This window comes from Lacinutrix neustonica (genome assembly GCF_026625145.1).
GTDB lineage: Bacteria > Bacteroidota > Bacteroidia > Flavobacteriales > Flavobacteriaceae > Lacinutrix > Lacinutrix neustonica.
Window position 1 is genome coordinate 1,572,927 of sequence record NZ_CP113088.1, and the last position, 16,899, is coordinate 1,589,825.

Here is a 16,899-nt window from a genome sequence, read left to right on the forward strand (position 1 = left end):
TGGCGAATTTTCCATTGTTTTATTAACAGTGATTTTTACTCAAAAAAACATCCGGATTTCAAGTGGGCACGTGCCTTATTGACACCATGACACTCCTGCTGTTTTTAATTAAGCCAGTAAAAAACCGATGCTCAAACTTTAGTTACAATGTTAAAATTGTGAATTCGCCTTTTAAAGGCTCTAAATTTTGAATTAATGAGGCAATTAATACGTCTCCAAATTCTAAATACAATTCTGAAAAATTTTTATGTCGTTCCTGCAAAGTCTGATTAGGAAACAACTCATTTTGAAGGGCGGTCATTCGCGCGACTTGATCTTTAAGTTTTCTTTTTTGAGCGGTTAGCAAGCGCTTTTCTAGATGCTTTAATCCATTAATTTGCTTTTTCTCCTGTGCAGCAACAGCTCCAATAAAAGATTTATCTGTATGTGTTGCAAGTTTATAAAGTTTTTGGAACTGCGATTTTAAATGTTCAAGTTGTTCCGAAAAATCAATGTCAATATTCGAGATAGCACGCACGCGTTTATTAATAAAAGCATCACGTTTTAAGAAAATAGTTTCATTAGATATATCAAGTTTTTCTAATTTTTCAGCTTGTTGCTTTGTTTTAATTAAAACAGAGTTACGAAGCAACAACATAGGAAATACTATATTGTGGGCTTCAAAGTTAGCCTTTAATTGAAACCAATAGGCCAATTCGCCGCCGCCGCCTATATAACATAAGTTTGGCAAAATCACTTCTTGGTACAAAGGTCTTAGAATAACGTTAGGACTGAAACGTTCCGGATAGGCGTTAACTTCATCTAAAATTTGACTTTGCGACCAAGCGATTTTAGTGTTTAAAACTCTATAAACCTTATTTTCATAAACAATACGTTCTCGAAGATTATTAGATAAATAGAAGAGATTAATTTCTCGTGGATTCACTTGAATTGGATAATTCACCCCTTTTAAATCTTCAATAAAGGCATTTGTTTTAGAGACGGTCTTAAAGGATACTTGCTCTACTAATTCTTTCTTAAGCTGTGGAATAAATAATCTTTTTAAGGCTGCATTATTAGCTTCCAATACTACTAACCCATAATCTGCAAATAATTCATTAGCCAAAAAGCGTGTAGCCTCTGCCAAATTATTATGCCCTACATAGGCGCTTTTAAAAAGCACCTTAAGGGTTTCGGCATTCTTTCCTATCCCTAATTCTTTAGAAAAAATATCATAAACAGCGTCTAAACCCACCGTATCGAGTTCTCCAACAGCACCTGTTGCTTCGCGATTCCACCGTAGTTTCTTACCATTAAAATTAAAATAATTAATTTCTTCAAAATCATGATCTTCAGTAGCCATCCAGTAGATTGGAACAAAATTACAATTAGGGTACTTTGACTTTAATTGTGTTGCCAAATTAATAGTCGATACTATTTTATGTAAAAAATATAAGGGCCCTGTAAATAAATTAAGTTGATGCCCTGTTGTTACTGTAAACGTATTTGAATCTTTTAAACTTTTAATGTGATTTAGGGTAATGCTAGAGGCATTAAGGTTCTTATATTGAGACAACAGCGTTTCTGACAATACGGTTCTCGGATGCTTCTGAAAATTCCAAAGATTTTTCTTCCATTTGGATTTTAAAATTCTCAAGTTTTGGAAAACGGTTGTAAAGGGGGCTTAACGCGTCAGCCTCTGCTAAATAGTCTGCTATTAATTTTGAGAAATAGCCCGTGGCTTGAAACGAAATACTGTCTGTTGGCATAAAAAATTTAACTTCTTTTGGTAAAGATACGGTCTTTTTAAAATCTCAAATACGATCTCTATATTTTAGTACTGATTTAACACATCTGTTAGAATCCTTTTTTTTCAGTACATTTAAACAAAAAACACATATAACTTCAAACATTTAACACCAAAAAGAAGAGGTAAAATCTTTAATTTTACGTAATTTGAAGTAATTTAATTTTAAAGAGAAAGCTATGAAACCTTTTATTCCCAATAATGTGCATTACTATAAACGCCTCTCTTTCTTTTGCTTATTTTTTATTCTTTGTACCCTATTTGTATGCGCTCAAAACAGTAAAGAATTTCGTGGAAAAGTGGTTGATTCTGAATCTAACAAAGAACTGGCTTTGGCTGACCTACTAGTTGTTGGCACCAACATCAGCACGATCACAAATGCTGATGGTGAGTTTTTATTAAAAGTCCCTAATGAACATGTATCAAAATCTGTATTAATTTCTTTTTTAGGATATAAAAGTCAAGAGATACCACTCTCTGAATTTGAAACTAATAAAACAAAAATTAAATTGGTTATGGCAGCCACTGTTTTAGCACGTGTAGATATTAACACCCCTAAAGATGCTGAATCATTAGTTAGAAGGACACTTGCATCAAAAGGAGAAAATTACATAAACCAAGAAGCAATCATGACAAGTTTCTATAGAGAAACCATTAAAAAACGTAATAAAAATGCGTCACTCTCTGAGGCGGTATTAAAAATTCATAAACAACCTTATACCTCGAACAAAAAAGATGCTATCTCCATTGTGAAAGCAAGAAAAAACACCATTTACTCACGCTTAGACACTGTTGCATTAAAACTTCAAGGTGGTCCATTTAGCACTTTATATACAGACATCATTAAATATCAAGAATACATTTTCACAGCAGAAAATTTAAGTAATTATGAGTTTACCTTTAATCGTTCAACACAAATAAATAATCATCTTATTTATGTCGTTGCCTTTAAACAAAAAGAAGAAATAACAGAGCCATTATATTATGGTCAGCTATTTATTGATGCAGAAACCTATGCTTTAACGAGCGCAACCTATAATTTAAACGTTAGTGATCGAGAAGCCGCTAGTAAATTATTTGTTAGAAAGAAACCAAGAAAAGCAAGAGTCTATCCAACAGAAGCAGCGTATCGGATAAATTATAGAGTTAAAAATGGCAAATGGTATTTTGGCTATAGTAATATATTATTGACCTTTAAAGTAAACTGGGAGAACAAATTATTCAACAGTCGTTATACACTTCAAAGTGAAATGGCCATTACCGACTGGAATCAAGACACAACTACTTTTACGAGCAGCCCTAAAGACCGTTTAAGGCCTAATAGTATACTCGTTGATAAAGCTTCGGTTTTTCTGACCCTAGATTTTGGGGTGAATATAATATTATTGAACCCGAAAAATCGATTGAGAATGCCATAGAAAAAATAAATAGACAGCTTGAAAAGGAAGATGGTTAATGCTTCTTTTATTTCTTTAACTCTAATTTTTCGGCAAAATAATCGCAAAAATCTTTCATCGTTGCAGTCATTTTTTCATCCTGCGTGGCACGATTAAAAGTAGCACTCATAGCCACTAAGGTTTGATGAAAAAACACCTTCATCTCATCAACAGGCATGTCTTTAGTCCACAAATCAATACGCAAAGATTCTTGGGCTTTATGATCCCAAACCGAAAGCATCATTGCTTTTGCTTCGGCTTTATCAATGCCGCCATCTTGCGCGGTCCATTGCAGCTTTTCTCGGAACACGGTTTTCGTCTAACTCAACATTTAAAGTAATTTGTGATGTAATATTTGCCATTATTTTCCGGGTTTATATTTTGCGTTATCAAATAGTTCTTTAGACTCTTTTGCCAACATTTGTTCGAATGAAACCTCATTATTTGCCATATAAGATCTCACTATTTGCCATCCTAAAAATTTTCCAATTTCCCCAGGGGATTCATTATCTATTTCTTGTAAATAGAATTTGGAAAACGGTGCTGGATTAATAAAACGATTGGGCAGTTTTGAATCTGTACTAAACAATAATTCTTTATCTACAAAGTAACGCCAAATCTCTTCTTCATTGGCCTTAGCCCATTCCAACTGTTCAGATGTATAACCGATTTTGTCAAAATCTGTTTTAAAAGGAATGACCTTATCTTTAAAATAAAGAATCTTACCTGCATAAATTAATTCGTCTAATAGCGTTTTTCGTGTTTGCTGAAGCGTATACCGCTCTCCATATTTAGTAGCCAAATCGACCACAAGTTGACCAGGTTCAAGATGAGATTTTATGTAATCTTGGATCCCTTGATAAAAATGATGATCACTTCCTAAATAAGTGTCTAAGGACACTAATACAATAGTATCGGTTACCACGACTTTATTTCTATAATCTACATTGGAGGTTGTGGTTACCACTCTAGGGACATTAAACGCTGTAAAATAATATTTCAAATGTTTAAAAAGAGATGCTATTTCCTGCTTCTCGGTGTTTAAGTCTTGAAATTTATTTAGTGTTTCTGTTTGTAATTCTTGCTGTAATGTGTCTTTCATTTGTGCTAACCAAAAGGAATCTTTATACTTTTCTCGGAAACATAAACGGATACGCTTGTTTTAAATCATGAAGCTTATCTCGGTGTCGTTTTGGCAAAAGCCCTTTCAAAACGCTCTATTTTAAAAGGCACCTCTATTTGGGCAATCTCTGCTTCCACTGTGCTATCATTTTTACAAGAAGTCAATGCTAAAAACAAAAATATCAAAAAAATATATTTATACATATTAGTTAGTGGTCTATTCATTTTTATACTTAAAGCGTTTGCTCTATTTTTGTTTTGCAAAGGTACTATTCTTTGTTTAAAATTCTTATAAAATGCAAACAGAAAAGGTTGTCAATCATATTGTAAATTGGTTAAAAGCGTATGCCATTAACGCCAATGTTAATGGTTTTGTTATTGGTATTTACGGTGGAATAGATTCTGCCGTCACCTCCACTTTGTGTGCCCAAACGGGTTTGAAAGTGTTGTGTATTGAAATGCCAATTCATCAAGCAGAAAGCCACGTTTCACGTGCCCAAGAGCACATAGCACAACTCAAATCAAAATTCAACAATGTAAGTGATACTCGAACAGATTTAACCCCTGTCTTTGAGGAATTTAAAACCGAAGTTTCTCTTACAGGCAAAAAAGAAATTGTTGATATGGCCTTGGCCAATACGCGTGCGCGTTTACGCATGACAACTTTGTACTATCACGCGGGCTTATTAGGTTTATTGGTCGCGGGTACTGGCAACAAAGTCGAAGACTTTGGAGTTGGATTTTACACAAAGTATGGTGATGGCGGTGTAGATTTGAGTCCCATAGCAGATTTACTAAAAAGTGAAGTTTACAAAATTGGTACGTTTCTAGACGTTTCTGCTTCGATAATGAAAGCAGCACCAAGCGATGGCTTATTTGGTGATGCTCGTAGTGACGAGGACCAAATAGGAGCTTCTTACCCGAATTAGAATGGGCCATGCAAATGGATGAGGCTGGAAAAACAGAAAACGATTTCACTGGTCGCGAGAAAAACGTATTTAAAATATATAAGCGATATAATACTTCGAACAAACACAAAATGCAAGCCATTCCTATTTGCGAAATTCCTAAAGAATACAAATAAATATTGATAATTTTACACAAAAACACTATCTTTATATAGCTCCTTAATACATCTATTATCATTTTTGTTTAAGTTGAACAAAAGCAAAACATTTAATTATGATAAAACTATTGGTGGTTGATCAGCATCCTATTATTAGTAAAGGTTTAGAGCTAATATTTAACACGACTCAAGAAATAAATTTTATTGGTAGTGTTTCTGATGGTGAAACACTGTTTAGTTTCATTTCTGAAAATCGTGTCGATCTCATTTTAATAGAAATTGATTTGCCTAAACTTAATGGCATTACTGCTGTGCGACGTTTAAAACAAGAATACCCGAATATTAAAGTTATTATTTTTAGCGCGCAGCCCGAAGACGTCTATGCCGTAAGTGCTATCAAAGCGGGGGCTGATGGCTATGTACAGAAGACTACAGACATTATAACGCTGAAAAACGCTATTACTTCTGTCTATAATGACGACAAAGTTTATTTAAGCGACACGTTAAATAAGCGCTTAAGTATAAATTCTAAGGGCATAAAAAATGGCTCTTATTATAAAAAACTCTCGACCCGAGAAGTGGAAGTACTAAAACTTCTAGCTTCAGGAAGAAGAAACAAGGAAATTGCTGAAGAATTAAATATCAACGAAAAAACAGTGAGCACTTATAGAGCGCGTTTAATGAAAAAACTCAATGTCACCAATTTAGTAGATTTAGTAAATCAAGCCAATTCTTTACACCTATAAGACGCGATTAAGTTTACGAGACAGCAACCGTTTTAGGCCGAATACTCTTTAACCTCCTCTAATATCGATTTATTAACTTCGTTTTTAATCGCCATGGTTTGTTGTTGAAAGCCAATCACTTTCTTATCTATTAAATGGCAACGTAAACTTAAAATAGTATCACTTACAAGCTGTGCTATGGTTTCATCCTTGGGTTTAGGATAAATATCTTTACGATTCCAATCTGAAAGTTCATAGCGCTCATCTTCCATTAAAATGGTAGTGATTTGATTTCCTACTTCTGCATCTACATTTTTTATAAACTCCTCTGAAGAAAATTCGGATTCTGATTTAAGGTTTCAATAATTTTATAATATAGATTTTTAAATTGCTCGTTCGAAAACTCCATTTCATCATCTTGTAGGTCTAAAAACACTTTTTCAAACACCTTAGTTTGATGAATAACGGGTTCTAAAACCAAATCACCGGTCTCATTTTCTTTTAAAACCAAATCTTCAAATTCCTCTGTTCTATTACCATAAAGCAAAAGGATTTCTATAATTTTACGTTCTAAAACATACTGTACATCGACCTTTTTTACAGGCTCTTGATTTTTAATTACATCAAATGCTTTTGGCTGATTTTGCGACGTTTTTGGTGTACCCTGAGCTTCTTTATTATTAATTTGTGCCGAGTACTAAAAAGCACCTCTTCACGAATATCCATAATGCGTGCACATTCCTGGATGTAAATTTCCTTTTTTATTCGGTCCGGTATTTTAGAAATACTGTTAATAATATCTCTTATCGTTTCGGCCTTTTTAATTGGATCATTTTTAGATTCCTCGTATAAAACCGACGCTTTAAATTGAATGAAATCCTTAGCATTCTCGTTTAAATAATGCGTCAGTTCTTCTAAGATATTTGTTTTAGCAAAACTATCAGGGTCCTCTCCTTCGGAAAGGTACACACTTTAACGTTCATGCCTTGCTCAAGAATTAAGTCAATGCCACGAAGAGAGGCGCGCATTCCAGCAGCATCCCCATCAAAAAGTACCGTGATGTTTTTAGTAAGTCGGTTAATCAATCGAATTTGATCACTGGTCAACGCGGTTCCAGGAGGAGGACACCACGTTATGTATTCCAGTTTGATGAAACTGTATCACATCTGTATAACCTTCAACCAGGTAGCAATTATCTTCTTTTGCTATGCTTTGTTTTGCATGATAAATACCATAAAGTACTTTACTTTTATGATAGAGGTCACTCTCCGGAGAATTGAGGTATTTAGCGGCTTTTTTATCGTTGGTTAAAATACGACCACCAAAGCCTAACACGCGACCACTCATGCTTTGTATGGGAAACATTACACGCCCTTTGAAACGGTCAAATTGCTTGTTCTCCTTTACAATAGTTAAGCCCGTACTTTCTAAAAATTCTAATTTGTAGCCTTTTTTTATCGCTTCATCCGTAAACGCACTCCATTGGTCTAACGAATATCCTAAATCAAATTTCTTTATGGTCTCTTCTGTAAACCCACGTTCTTTGAAATAGCTTAAGCCAATCGCTTTACCTGGATCTGTTTTATGTAAAATATTTTGAAAATATTGGCTAGCGAATTCGCTTACTAAATACAAACTTTCCCGCTTATCTTGTGCTTCTTTTTGTTCGTTAGATTGCTCGGTTTCCTCAATTTCAATATTGTACTTTTTAGCAAGATACTTTATGGCTTCAGGATAAGTAAAATGCTCGTGCTCCATTAAAAATGCAACCACGTTACCTCCCTTTCCTGTACTAAAATCTTTCCATATTTGTTTCACAGGCGACACCATAAAACTTGGCGTACGCTCTTCACTAAAGGGGCTCAAACCCTTAAAACTACTTCCTGATTTTTTTAGCTGAACAAAATCACCAATAACCTCCTCTAGTCGAGCCGTTTCATATACTTGGTCTATGGATGTTTTTGATATCAAAACATTGCGATTTTTTACTGTTGAGAAATAACGATATGACTAAATCTACTCCCGAATTAAAGGCAGCGTGCTACAGCGCAGTAAACCTTCTTGTTTTGCTATTTCTGCATAAGGAACTTCCTCTACGGTAAAGCCTTCTTTACGTAACCAAGTGTTTAATCTTACAAAGTTTTTTTCGGAAACAATCACCTCCTCAGAAATGGAAAACACATTGCTGTTCATATGATACATTTCTTCTTTGGAAATAATAAAACAGTTGTCTTTTCCGAAGTAGTTTAAGAGCCATTCATATTCTTCTTCCTGGATAAACCCTTCCTTATGTAATATCGCTTTATTCGACCCTATAGGCTGAAAACAACAATCTAAGTGTAAGGCATTGTCTTGAGCGATGGTTTGAGACTTACGCAAATTAAATGATTTCACTTTTTTATGAGGGAATGCTTTTTCAATAAATGCCACACCCTGCATGTTGGTGCGCGCTACAATATAATCTGGATAATCGGCTTCACGGTAAGTCCCGATAAAGATATAATCATTCCAAAGAATAACATCTCCACCCTCAATATGAACCTCTTCCGGCGGGCGAATTACTTTTTCCGGATCTATCTGGTCTATTATATATTGAATCGCATCGAGCTCATTCTCTCGATCTGGGAGAATATTTGCTTTAACGAACACATCATCAATAACAAAACCAATATCTCTTGTGAAAATCTGATTACAATGTTCAATGATTTCGGGTCTATAGACTTTGACATGATACTTATCAAACACGCTAGCCACCGCTTCCATTTCTGCTACCATATCTTTTTCTAAAGGATAGGTACCTGCTTTTATATGCTCTAATGACTTAGGGTCATACGCTTCAGTTTCTTTTGGAGTAGGCCCATTACTTTTAGCGGTTCCTAGTATAACAGCTTTTAATCGTGAGGTCTCGTTTTTTACGTTTAGTTTTAGCATGGTGTAAATATAAAAAAAGCTTCATAAGAAATTATGAAGCTTTTCAATTTTATATAAAAATATTAGCGTTTACTAATTTCTTTAAATGGTCTGTGGGTTTCCCCAATATAGATTTGTCTTGGTCTTCCAATGGGTTCTTTTCGCAAACGCATTTCTCTCCATTGTGCGATCCAACCTGGCAAACGTCCTAAGGCAAACATTACTGTGAACATTTCTACAGGAATCCCCATAGATCTATATATAATACCTGAATAGAAATCTACGTTTGGATAGAGCTTACGTTTCACAAAATAATCGTCACTTAAAGCTTCTGCTGCTAAACCTTTGGCGATATCCAAAACAGGATCTTCTACACCTAAGTCTGCTAAAACTTCATCTGCTGCTTTTTTAATAATTTTTGCGCGTGGATCAAAGTTTTTATAGACTCTGTGTCCAAAGCCCATTAAACGGAATGGATCTTCTTTATCTTTGGCTTTTGCCATAAATTTTTTGGTGTCCCCACCGTCTTCTTTTATAGCTTCTAACATTTCTAACACCGCTTGGTTTGCACCACCGTGTAAAGGCCCCCATAGAGCTGAAATACCCGCTGAAAGAGAGGCAAATAAACCGGCATGAGACGATCCAACAATTCTCACCGTAGAGGTAGAACAGTTTTGTTCATGATCGGCATGTAAGATTAATAATTTATCTAAAGCATTAACTAGAATAGGATTTTGAGTGTACTCTTCATTTGGTTTTTTGAACATCATTTTAAGAACGTTCTCAACATATCCTAAAGAATTATCGCCATAATCTAATGGCAATCCTTTTTGTTTACGCATCGTCCAGGCCACAAGTACTGGAAATTTACCCATGATTTTCACCACTGTCTTATACATAGCTTCTTCTGAATCTACATTTACTGATGATGGGTTAAAAGCGGTTAATGCACTCGTTAAAGAAGACAAAACGCCCATTGGGTGTGCCGATTTTGGAAAGGCATCCAAAATTTTCTTTATATCGTCATCTACAACAGATTGTTCTTTAATATCATGTGCAAACTTACTAAGCTGTTCTTGATTAGGTAATTCTCCAAAAATTAAAAGAAAGGCAACTTCAAGAAAAGACGCTTTATCTGCTAATTCTTCAATAGAATACCCTCTGTATCTTAAAATACCTTCTTCTCCATTTAAAAATGTTATAGCACTTTCGCATGACCCTGTATTTTTATACCCTGGATCTAAAGTAGTAACACCTCCTGTTACTGCTCTTAAAGAGCTAATATCCATTCCTACTTCATTTTCTGTTCCTACTACTAATGGAAACTCGTGCTTTTTACCATTAACTTCAAGTGTAGCTTTATCTGACATATATAATTGAATTTTTTTATTGTTTTCGGGAGGGTAAATTTACGAAAACTATAGCGATATATAAAGACCTTTTACAAAGGTTTTAACATTTGAGCTATAACAGAAATTGATAGTAAAAATTCTTAATGAAAATAATATGAGACATATTTTAATAACGCAAAAAAAACTCACTAGGGTTGCCTAGTGAGTTTTTATTAAAATTATATGGCCTTCAGCCTCATTGTTTGACTTTAAATGCCTTTCCCTTAGGATAGTAAGCCACAGCCCCTAATTCCTCTTCTATACGTAACAATTGATTGTATTTTGCCATACGATCACTACGTGAAGCAGAACCGGTTTTTATTTGTCCACAGTTTAATGCCACGGCTAAATCGGCAATCGTATAATCTTCAGTCTCGCCAGATCGGTGCGACATTACAGAGGTATACCCCGCATTATGTGCCATGTTTACAGCTGCAATGGTTTCTGTTAATGTCCCTATTTGGTTTACTTTAATTAAAATAGAGTTAGCAATGTCATTTTTGATACCTTTAGACAAACGCTCTACGTTAGTCACAAATAAATCGTCACCAACCAACTGTACTTTATCTCCAATTTGTTCTGTTAAATATTTCCACCCCTCCCAATCGTTTTCATCCATACCATCTTCAATAGAAATAATGGGATAATTACGAGATAATTCTGCCAAATAATCGGCTTGTTCTTTACTTGTTCTTAACTTTCCTGTATCACCTTCAAACTTGGTGTAATCATATTTACCATTAACATAAAATTCTGCTGCTGCACAATCTAAGGCAATCATGACATCGTCTCCCAATGTATAACCTGCATTCTTTACTGCAACTGCAATAGTATCTAAAGCATCTTCTGTACCGTCCAACGTTGGTGCAAAACCACCTTCATCACCTACCGCTGTGCTTAACCCGCGATCATGCAACACCTTCTTTAAATTATGAAAAATCTCTGTTCCCATTTGTAAGGCATGAGAAAAATTATTGGCCTTTACCGGCATCACCATAAATTCTTGAAAAGCAATTGGTGCATCACTGTGAGAACCGCCGTTTATAATATTCATCATAGGTACTGGTAAGGTATTTGCACTAACCCCTCCAACATATCTATATAATGGCATTCCTAGTTCTGCCGCTGCCGCTTTAGCTACCGCTAATGACACGCCCAATATGGCATTCGCGCCTAACTTAGATTTGTTTGGTGTACCATCAATTTCACACATGAGTGTATCGATATAGTTTTGTTCGAAGACATTCACCCCTAAAAGTTCTTCCGCTAGAATAGAATTAACATTATCTACGGCCTTAGTCACGCCTTTACCCATAAATGTATCACCCCCATCACGTAACTCTACTGCTTCATGCTCTCCAGTTGACGCCCCCGATGGCACCGCTGCTCTTCCCATGTATCCATTTTCTGTTTCTACATCTACTTCTACCGTTGGATTTCCTCTCGAATCGAAAATTTGTCTTGCGTGTACGTTGATTATAATACTCATAAGTTGTTTTTTAATTTTAATACTATCAAATTTACTGCTAAATTTTGGGTTGTAAATTGATTTTAAATATAATATTTGCGATAACGTTTTAGTAAAACAGAAAAGGCAACAAACCGATTGGTTTACTGCCTTTTGTTATTAATTTGATTTAATGTTCCTTATAAATTCATCAAATAAATAAGAGGAATCATGTGGTCCTGGACTGGCCTCCGGATGATATTGTACAGAAAATACATTTTTAGACTTCATCTTAATACCCGCAACGGTATTGTCATTTAAATGCACATGAGTGATTTCTAAATCACTATGTGCTTCTGTCTCTTCTCTATTAATGGCAAACCCATGATTTTGAGAGGTAATTTCTCCTTTTCCAGTTATTAAATTTTTCACTGGATGATTGATCCCTCTATGGCCATGATGCATTTTATACGTTGAAATACCATTAGCCAAAGCTATAATTTGATGCCCTAAACAAATCCCAAATAAGGGTAGATTTCTTTTTATTATCTCTTTAGCTAAAGCTTGGGCTTCTTTTAAAGGTTCAGGATCTCCTGGTCCATTAGACAAGAAGTAGCCATCCGGTTTGAAGGCACTTAACTCCTCGAATGTAGCATTGTAAGGAAAGACCTTAACATACGCATCTCGCTTCACAAGGTTACGAAGAATATTCTTTTTTATTCCAATGTCTAATGCCGCAATTTTTATGGACGCATGTTCGTCTCCAACATAATAAGGCTCTTTCGTTGATACTTTAGAGGCCAACTCTAAACCATTCATATCTGGTATTTCAGCTAACTGTTTTTTTAAACCGTCGATATTATCAACTTCAGTAGAGATAACTGCATTCATGGCGCCATGATCACGAATATAACTCACTAATGCTCGCGTGTCAACATCTGAAATGGCTAAAAGGTTGTTTTTGTTTAAAAAATCTTCTAATGATCCATCTGCGGCACTACGAGAAAACTCATAACTAAAGTTCTTGCAAATTAATCCTGCAATTTTTATAGAATCGGACTCTGTCTCGTCGTCATTCACGCCATAGTTTCCTATGTGTGCATTGGTAGTGACCATAAGTTGTCCATAATACGACGGATCTGTAAAAATTTCCTGGTAGCCCGTCATGCCTGTATTAAAACAGACCTCGCCAAAGGCACTCCCTTCTCTACCTACTGCTTTTCCGTGAAATATGGTTCCGTCTGCTAATAGGATTAATGCTTTTTTAAGTTTTTGGTACTTCATGTGTTGTGTTGAAAAGTTTGACAAAATTGCATAAAAAAAAGGATAAACTAAAATAGTTTATCCTTTTTATATTAAATGCTTATTAACATTTATTCTTCTTCTTCGTTAGACGATTTTGTGTCTACAACTGGTGCCTCTGCTGGTTTCCCACCACGACGGCTTCTACGCGTTGTTTTCTTAGCTTTCTTATCGGCATTGTAGATTTCGTTATAATCTACTAACTCAATCATTGCCATGTCAGCGTTATCACCTAAACGATTACCTAACTTGATAATACGTGTATAACCTCCTGGACGATCCCCTACTTTTGCAGCGACATCTCTAAACAATTCTGTTACCGCCTCTTTTTGACGCAATCTTGAAAATACGATACGTCTATTGTGTGTCGTGTCTTCTTTAGACTTTGTTATCATTGGCTCAATGAATCCCTTTAAAGCTTTAGCTTTTGCAACGGTAGTATTAATACGCTTGTGTTCTATTAAAGAACAAGCCATATTTGCTAACATTGATTTTCTGTGAGCAGTTTGTCTACCTAAGTGGTTTACTTTTTTTCCGTGTCTCATGACATTTTGTTTTAATCATCATCTTGCTCTACTCACTATTGAGGAGCAAAATATGATGTATTAGTCTTTATCTAGTTTGTATTTTGATAAGTCCATCCCGAAGTTTAATCCTTTAACATTTACAAGCTCTTCTAGCTCAGTTAAAGACTTCTTACCGAAGTTACGGAATTTCATTAAATCGTTTTTGTTGAATGATACTAAGTCTCCTAATGTATCTACTTCAGCAGCTTTTAAACAATTAAGTGCACGTACAGATAAATCCATATCTACCAACTTTGTTTTAAGTAACTGTCTCATGTGAAGTGACTCTTCATCATAAGTTTCAGTTTGTGCAATTTCATCAGCTTCTAAAGTGATACGCTCATCTGAGAATAACATGAAGTGGTGAATTAATGTTTTAGCCGCTTCAGTTAAAGCATCTTGAGGCGTGATTGACCCATCAGATTGGATTTCGAAAACTAATTTTTCGTAATCCGTCTTTTGTTCTACACGGTAGTTCTCAATACTATACTTAACATTTTTTATAGGCGTGTAAATTGAATCGGTAAAGATGGTTCCTATTGGTGCTGAAGCTTTTTTATTTTCTTCTGCTGGAACATAACCTCTTCCTTTTTCAATGGTAATTTCCATAGTTACATTCACTTTTGGATCCAAGTTACAGATCACTAAATCTGAATTTAATACCTGAAATCCTGAAATGAATTTTTGAAAATCACCTGCGGTGATTTTATCTTGACCTGAAATAGAAATAGAAACAGACTCGTTATCTACATCTTCTATTTGACGCTTAAAACGCATTTGTTTTAAGTTCAAAATAATTTCAGTAACATCTTCTACTACACCAGCGATTGTTGAAAATTCGTGGTCTACGCCTTCTATTCTAACAGAGGTAATTGCAAAACCTTCTAAAGAAGATAACAACACTCTTCTAAGAGCATTTCCTACTGTTAGTCCGTAACCTGGTTCTAAGGGTCTGAATTCGAATTTACCTTCGAAATCAGTCGAATCAATCATGATTACCTTATCGGGCTTCTGAAAATTGAATACTGCCATATTTTTCTTCGTTTTAATTGTTATTTGGTTGCGCGATTTAAAAGTTTGAAGAACACTAATAGATCCTTTGGCCAAATACCAATGTGATTAATTTATTATTTAGAGTATAATTCGACGATGAACTGCTCGTTGATGTTTTCCGGGATTTGGATTCTTGCAGGAATAGAAACGTAAGTTCCTTCTTTTTTCTCGCTGTTCCATGTAATCCATTCGAAAACGTTACTTGAATTTGATAAAGATCTATCAATGCTATCAAGTGACTTTGACTTTTCTCTTACAGCTACAACATCACCAGCATTTAATTGGTAAGATGGTATATTTACCAATTCACCATTTACTGTAATGTGTCTGTGAGATACTAATTGACGAGCGCCGCTTCTAGATGGTGCGATACCCATTCTGAATACTACGTTATCCAAACGCGATTCACATAATTGCAACAAAACTTCACCAGTAATACCAGGTGCTGCCGTTGCTTTTTTAAACATATTTCTGAATTGACGTTCTAATATACCATAAGTATATTTTGCCTTTTGCTTCTCCATTAACTGGATTGCGTATTCAGATTTTTTTCCACGACGTCTTGCGTTTCCGTGTTGTCCTGGAGGATAATTTCTTTTTTCAAAAGCTTTATCTTCTCCAAAGATTGCCTCGCCAAATTTACGAGCAATTTTAGTTTTAGGACCAGTATATCTTGCCATTTCTAATTGTTATTATGAGAGTGATTATGAATTAAGGTCTTAATCTTATCCTTCGATAATCTTTGATCTCTCGGTGATACTTGTTAATATTTTTTTTCAGTCTGCAAATTTACACAAAAAATTAACATCAGCTATAAAATATAGCTGATATTAATTAAGTGTTATGCGTCATGTGATAGTGTTGCTTGCAACAGTATTACACTCTTCTACGTTTTGGAGGACGACATCCATTATGTGGTAGTGGTGTAACATCAATAATTTCTGTTACTTCAATCCCTGCATTGTGAATAGAACGGATAGCAGATTCTCTACCGTTTCCTGGTCCTTTAACGTATACTTTTACTTTTTTTAACCCAGCTTCTTTAGCTACTCCTGAAGCATCTTCAGCACATAACTGAGCGGCGTAAGGGGTATTCTTTTTAGAACCTCTAAATCCCATTTTACCTGCAGATGACCATGAAATAACGTCACCTTTTTTGTTAGTCAAGGAAATAATGATGTTGTTGAAAGATGCCGTGATGTGCGCTTCCCCAACAGATTCAACTATAACTTTACGTTTTTTAGCTGCTTTTGTATTTGTCTTTGCCATATTTCTATAGTTCTAAGTAATTAGTTGATAGTCGCTAGAATCCTAAACCTTTTATAATTTCAAGCAGATTCCTTCCAACGTCTAAAGACTAAAGACCAAATTTCTAATTATTATTTAGTTGCTTTCTTTTTGTTAGCAACCGTTTTTCTTCTACCTTTTCTCGTTCTAGAGTTATTTTTAGTACGTTGACCTCTTAAAGGTAAACCTGCTCTGTGACGAATCCCTCTGTAACATCCAATATCCATTAATCGCTTAATGTTTAATTGTGTTTCAGAACGTAACTCACCTTCAATAGTAAAAGTTCCAACAGCATCACGGATTGCTCCTATTTGATCATCTGTCCAATCTTGTACCTTGATGTTTTCGTCAACCTTAGCTGATTCTAAAATTTCTTGTGCTCTACTTCTACCTACTCCGTAGATATAAGTTAATGAGATCACTCCTCTTTTCTGTTTCGGTATGTCTACACCTGCAATTCTTGCCATAATTACCCTTGTCTTTGTTTGAATCTAGGATTCTTTTTGTTAATGACGTAAAGTCTGCCTTTTCTACGTACGATTTTACAATCTACGCTTCTTTTTTTAACTGATGCTCTTACTTTCATAAGTTTAGTATCTATAGGTTATTCGAGCCTTAGTCAAATCGTAAGGACTCATTTCTAATTTTACTTTATCACCCGGTAACAACTTAATATAATGCATACGCATTTTACCAGATATATGTGCGGTCACAATGTGACCATTTTCTAATTCGACACGAAACATAGCATTAGATAATGCTTCTATAATGGTTCCGTCTTGTTCTATTGCTGCTTGTTTTGCCATAT

General features: G+C 35.1%; 13 protein-coding genes and 5 pseudogenes. 3 read left to right on the plus strand and 15 right to left on the minus strand.

The features are described 5' to 3' along the window. Positions 1-142: 142 nt before the first annotated feature. Positions 143-1,748, minus strand: a pseudogene (gene bshC, locus N7U66_RS08740) (bacillithiol biosynthesis cysteine-adding enzyme BshC). Positions 1,749-1,965: 217 nt separating this feature from the next. Between bshC and N7U66_RS08745 the strand changes: the two are divergent. Next, the gene (locus tag N7U66_RS08745; protein WP_267678151.1) at positions 1,966-3,204 is read left to right on the plus strand and encodes a carboxypeptidase-like regulatory domain-containing protein; all 1,239 of its coding nucleotides are present in this window, start codon (positions 1,966-1,968) and stop codon (positions 3,202-3,204) included. A gap of 46 nt (positions 3,205-3,250) precedes the next feature. Here the strand turns inward: N7U66_RS08745 and gldC are convergent. Next, a pseudogene (gene gldC / locus N7U66_RS08750) lies at positions 3,251-3,584 on the minus strand (gliding motility protein GldC). Then, a pseudogene (gene gldB, locus N7U66_RS08755) lies at positions 3,584-4,548 on the minus strand (gliding motility lipoprotein GldB). The pseudogenes gldC and gldB overlap by 1 nt, the downstream one beginning before the upstream one ends. A 92-nt stretch (positions 4,549-4,640) precedes the next feature. On the opposite strand from gldB, the pseudogene nadE reads away from it, so the two are divergent. Further along, positions 4,641-5,428: pseudogene (gene nadE, locus N7U66_RS08765) on the plus strand (NAD(+) synthase). 98 nt (positions 5,429-5,526) lie between these two features. After that, positions 5,527-6,156: a response regulator gene (locus tag N7U66_RS08770; protein WP_267678156.1), complete on the plus strand. Its 630-nt coding sequence runs from the start codon at positions 5,527-5,529 to the stop codon at positions 6,154-6,156. On the opposite strand, the pseudogene dnaG reads toward N7U66_RS08770, so the two are convergent. From dnaG to infA, 12 genes and pseudogenes are all read right to left on the minus strand, one after another. Next, positions 6,151-8,106: pseudogene (dnaG, locus tag N7U66_RS08775) on the minus strand (DNA primase). The gene N7U66_RS08770 and the pseudogene dnaG sit on opposite strands and share 6 nt — an antisense overlap. 45 nt (positions 8,107-8,151) lie before the next feature. Then, complete coding sequence (locus N7U66_RS08780; protein ID WP_267678158.1) at positions 8,152-9,066, minus strand: dimethylarginine dimethylaminohydrolase family protein; 915 nt, start codon at positions 9,064-9,066, stop codon at positions 8,152-8,154. A 62-nt stretch (positions 9,067-9,128) separates the two neighbouring features. After that, positions 9,129-10,415 carry a citrate synthase gene (locus N7U66_RS08785; RefSeq protein ID WP_267678159.1) on the minus strand — a complete coding sequence of 429 codons (1,287 nt, stop codon included), beginning with the start codon at positions 10,413-10,415 and terminating at the stop codon, positions 9,129-9,131. Between the two features lie 217 nt (positions 10,416-10,632). Then, the gene (gene eno / locus N7U66_RS08790) at positions 10,633-11,925 is read right to left on the minus strand and encodes a phosphopyruvate hydratase (protein ID WP_267678161.1); all 1,293 of its coding nucleotides are present in this window, start codon (positions 11,923-11,925) and stop codon (positions 10,633-10,635) included. Positions 11,926-12,063: 138 nt separating this feature from the next. Then, on the minus strand, positions 12,064-13,167 hold the full coding sequence (gene carA / locus N7U66_RS08795) for a glutamine-hydrolyzing carbamoyl-phosphate synthase small subunit (RefSeq protein WP_267678163.1): 1,104 nt from the start codon (positions 13,165-13,167) through the stop codon (positions 12,064-12,066). An 89-nt stretch (positions 13,168-13,256) separates the two neighbouring features. Next, positions 13,257-13,730 (minus strand): 50S ribosomal protein L17, encoded by a 474-nt coding sequence (rplQ, locus tag N7U66_RS08800; protein ID WP_267678165.1) that lies wholly within the window; start codon positions 13,728-13,730, stop codon positions 13,257-13,259. Positions 13,731-13,790: 60 nt separating this feature from the next. Next, the gene (locus tag N7U66_RS08805) at positions 13,791-14,783 is read right to left on the minus strand and encodes a DNA-directed RNA polymerase subunit alpha (protein ID WP_267678167.1); all 993 of its coding nucleotides are present in this window, start codon (positions 14,781-14,783) and stop codon (positions 13,791-13,793) included. A 95-nt stretch (positions 14,784-14,878) separates the two neighbouring features. After that, positions 14,879-15,484: a 30S ribosomal protein S4 gene (gene rpsD, locus N7U66_RS08810; protein ID WP_267678169.1), complete on the minus strand. Its 606-nt coding sequence runs from the start codon at positions 15,482-15,484 to the stop codon at positions 14,879-14,881. 196 nt (positions 15,485-15,680) lie between these two features. Beyond that, a complete protein-coding gene (gene rpsK / locus N7U66_RS08815; protein ID WP_267678171.1) occupies positions 15,681-16,073 on the minus strand; it encodes a 30S ribosomal protein S11 in 393 nt (130 codons plus the stop codon). 110 nt (positions 16,074-16,183) lie between these two features. Further along, a complete protein-coding gene (gene rpsM, locus N7U66_RS08820) occupies positions 16,184-16,558 on the minus strand; it encodes a 30S ribosomal protein S13 (protein ID WP_044399637.1) in 375 nt (124 codons plus the stop codon). A gap of 2 nt (positions 16,559-16,560) precedes the next feature. Beyond that, positions 16,561-16,677 carry a type B 50S ribosomal protein L36 gene (gene ykgO, locus N7U66_RS08825; RefSeq protein WP_076732133.1) on the minus strand — a complete coding sequence of 39 codons (117 nt, stop codon included), beginning with the start codon at positions 16,675-16,677 and terminating at the stop codon, positions 16,561-16,563. 4 nt (positions 16,678-16,681) lie between these two features. Next, positions 16,682-16,897 (minus strand): translation initiation factor IF-1, encoded by a 216-nt coding sequence (gene infA, locus N7U66_RS08830; protein ID WP_007094967.1) that lies wholly within the window; start codon positions 16,895-16,897, stop codon positions 16,682-16,684. Positions 16,898-16,899 lie beyond the last annotated feature (2 nt).

Coding starts and splice junctions, on each gene's coding strand:
- N7U66_RS08745 (WP_267678151.1), top strand. CDS start 1,966: ATGAAACCTTTTATTCCCAATAATGTGCATTACTATAAACGCCTCTCT.
- N7U66_RS08770 (WP_267678156.1), top strand. CDS start 5,527: ATGATAAAACTATTGGTGGTTGATCAGCATCCTATTATTAGTAAAGGT.
- N7U66_RS08780 (WP_267678158.1), bottom strand. CDS start 9,066: ATGCTAAAACTAAACGTAAAAAACGAGACCTCACGATTAAAAGCTGTT.
- N7U66_RS08785 (WP_267678159.1), bottom strand. CDS start 10,415: ATGTCAGATAAAGCTACACTTGAAGTTAATGGTAAAAAGCACGAGTTT.
- eno (WP_267678161.1), bottom strand. CDS start 11,925: ATGAGTATTATAATCAACGTACACGCAAGACAAATTTTCGATTCGAGA.
- carA (WP_267678163.1), bottom strand. CDS start 13,167: ATGAAGTACCAAAAACTTAAAAAAGCATTAATCCTATTAGCAGACGGA.
- rplQ (WP_267678165.1), bottom strand. CDS start 13,730: ATGAGACACGGAAAAAAAGTAAACCACTTAGGTAGACAAACTGCTCAC.
- N7U66_RS08805 (WP_267678167.1), bottom strand. CDS start 14,783: ATGGCAGTATTCAATTTTCAGAAGCCCGATAAGGTAATCATGATTGAT.
- rpsD (WP_267678169.1), bottom strand. CDS start 15,484: ATGGCAAGATATACTGGTCCTAAAACTAAAATTGCTCGTAAATTTGGC.
- rpsK (WP_267678171.1), bottom strand. CDS start 16,073: ATGGCAAAGACAAATACAAAAGCAGCTAAAAAACGTAAAGTTATAGTT.
- rpsM (WP_044399637.1), bottom strand. CDS start 16,558: ATGGCAAGAATTGCAGGTGTAGACATACCGAAACAGAAAAGAGGAGTG.
- ykgO (WP_076732133.1), bottom strand. CDS start 16,677: ATGAAAGTAAGAGCATCAGTTAAAAAAAGAAGCGTAGATTGTAAAATC.
- infA (WP_007094967.1), bottom strand. CDS start 16,897: ATGGCAAAACAAGCAGCAATAGAACAAGACGGAACCATTATAGAAGCA.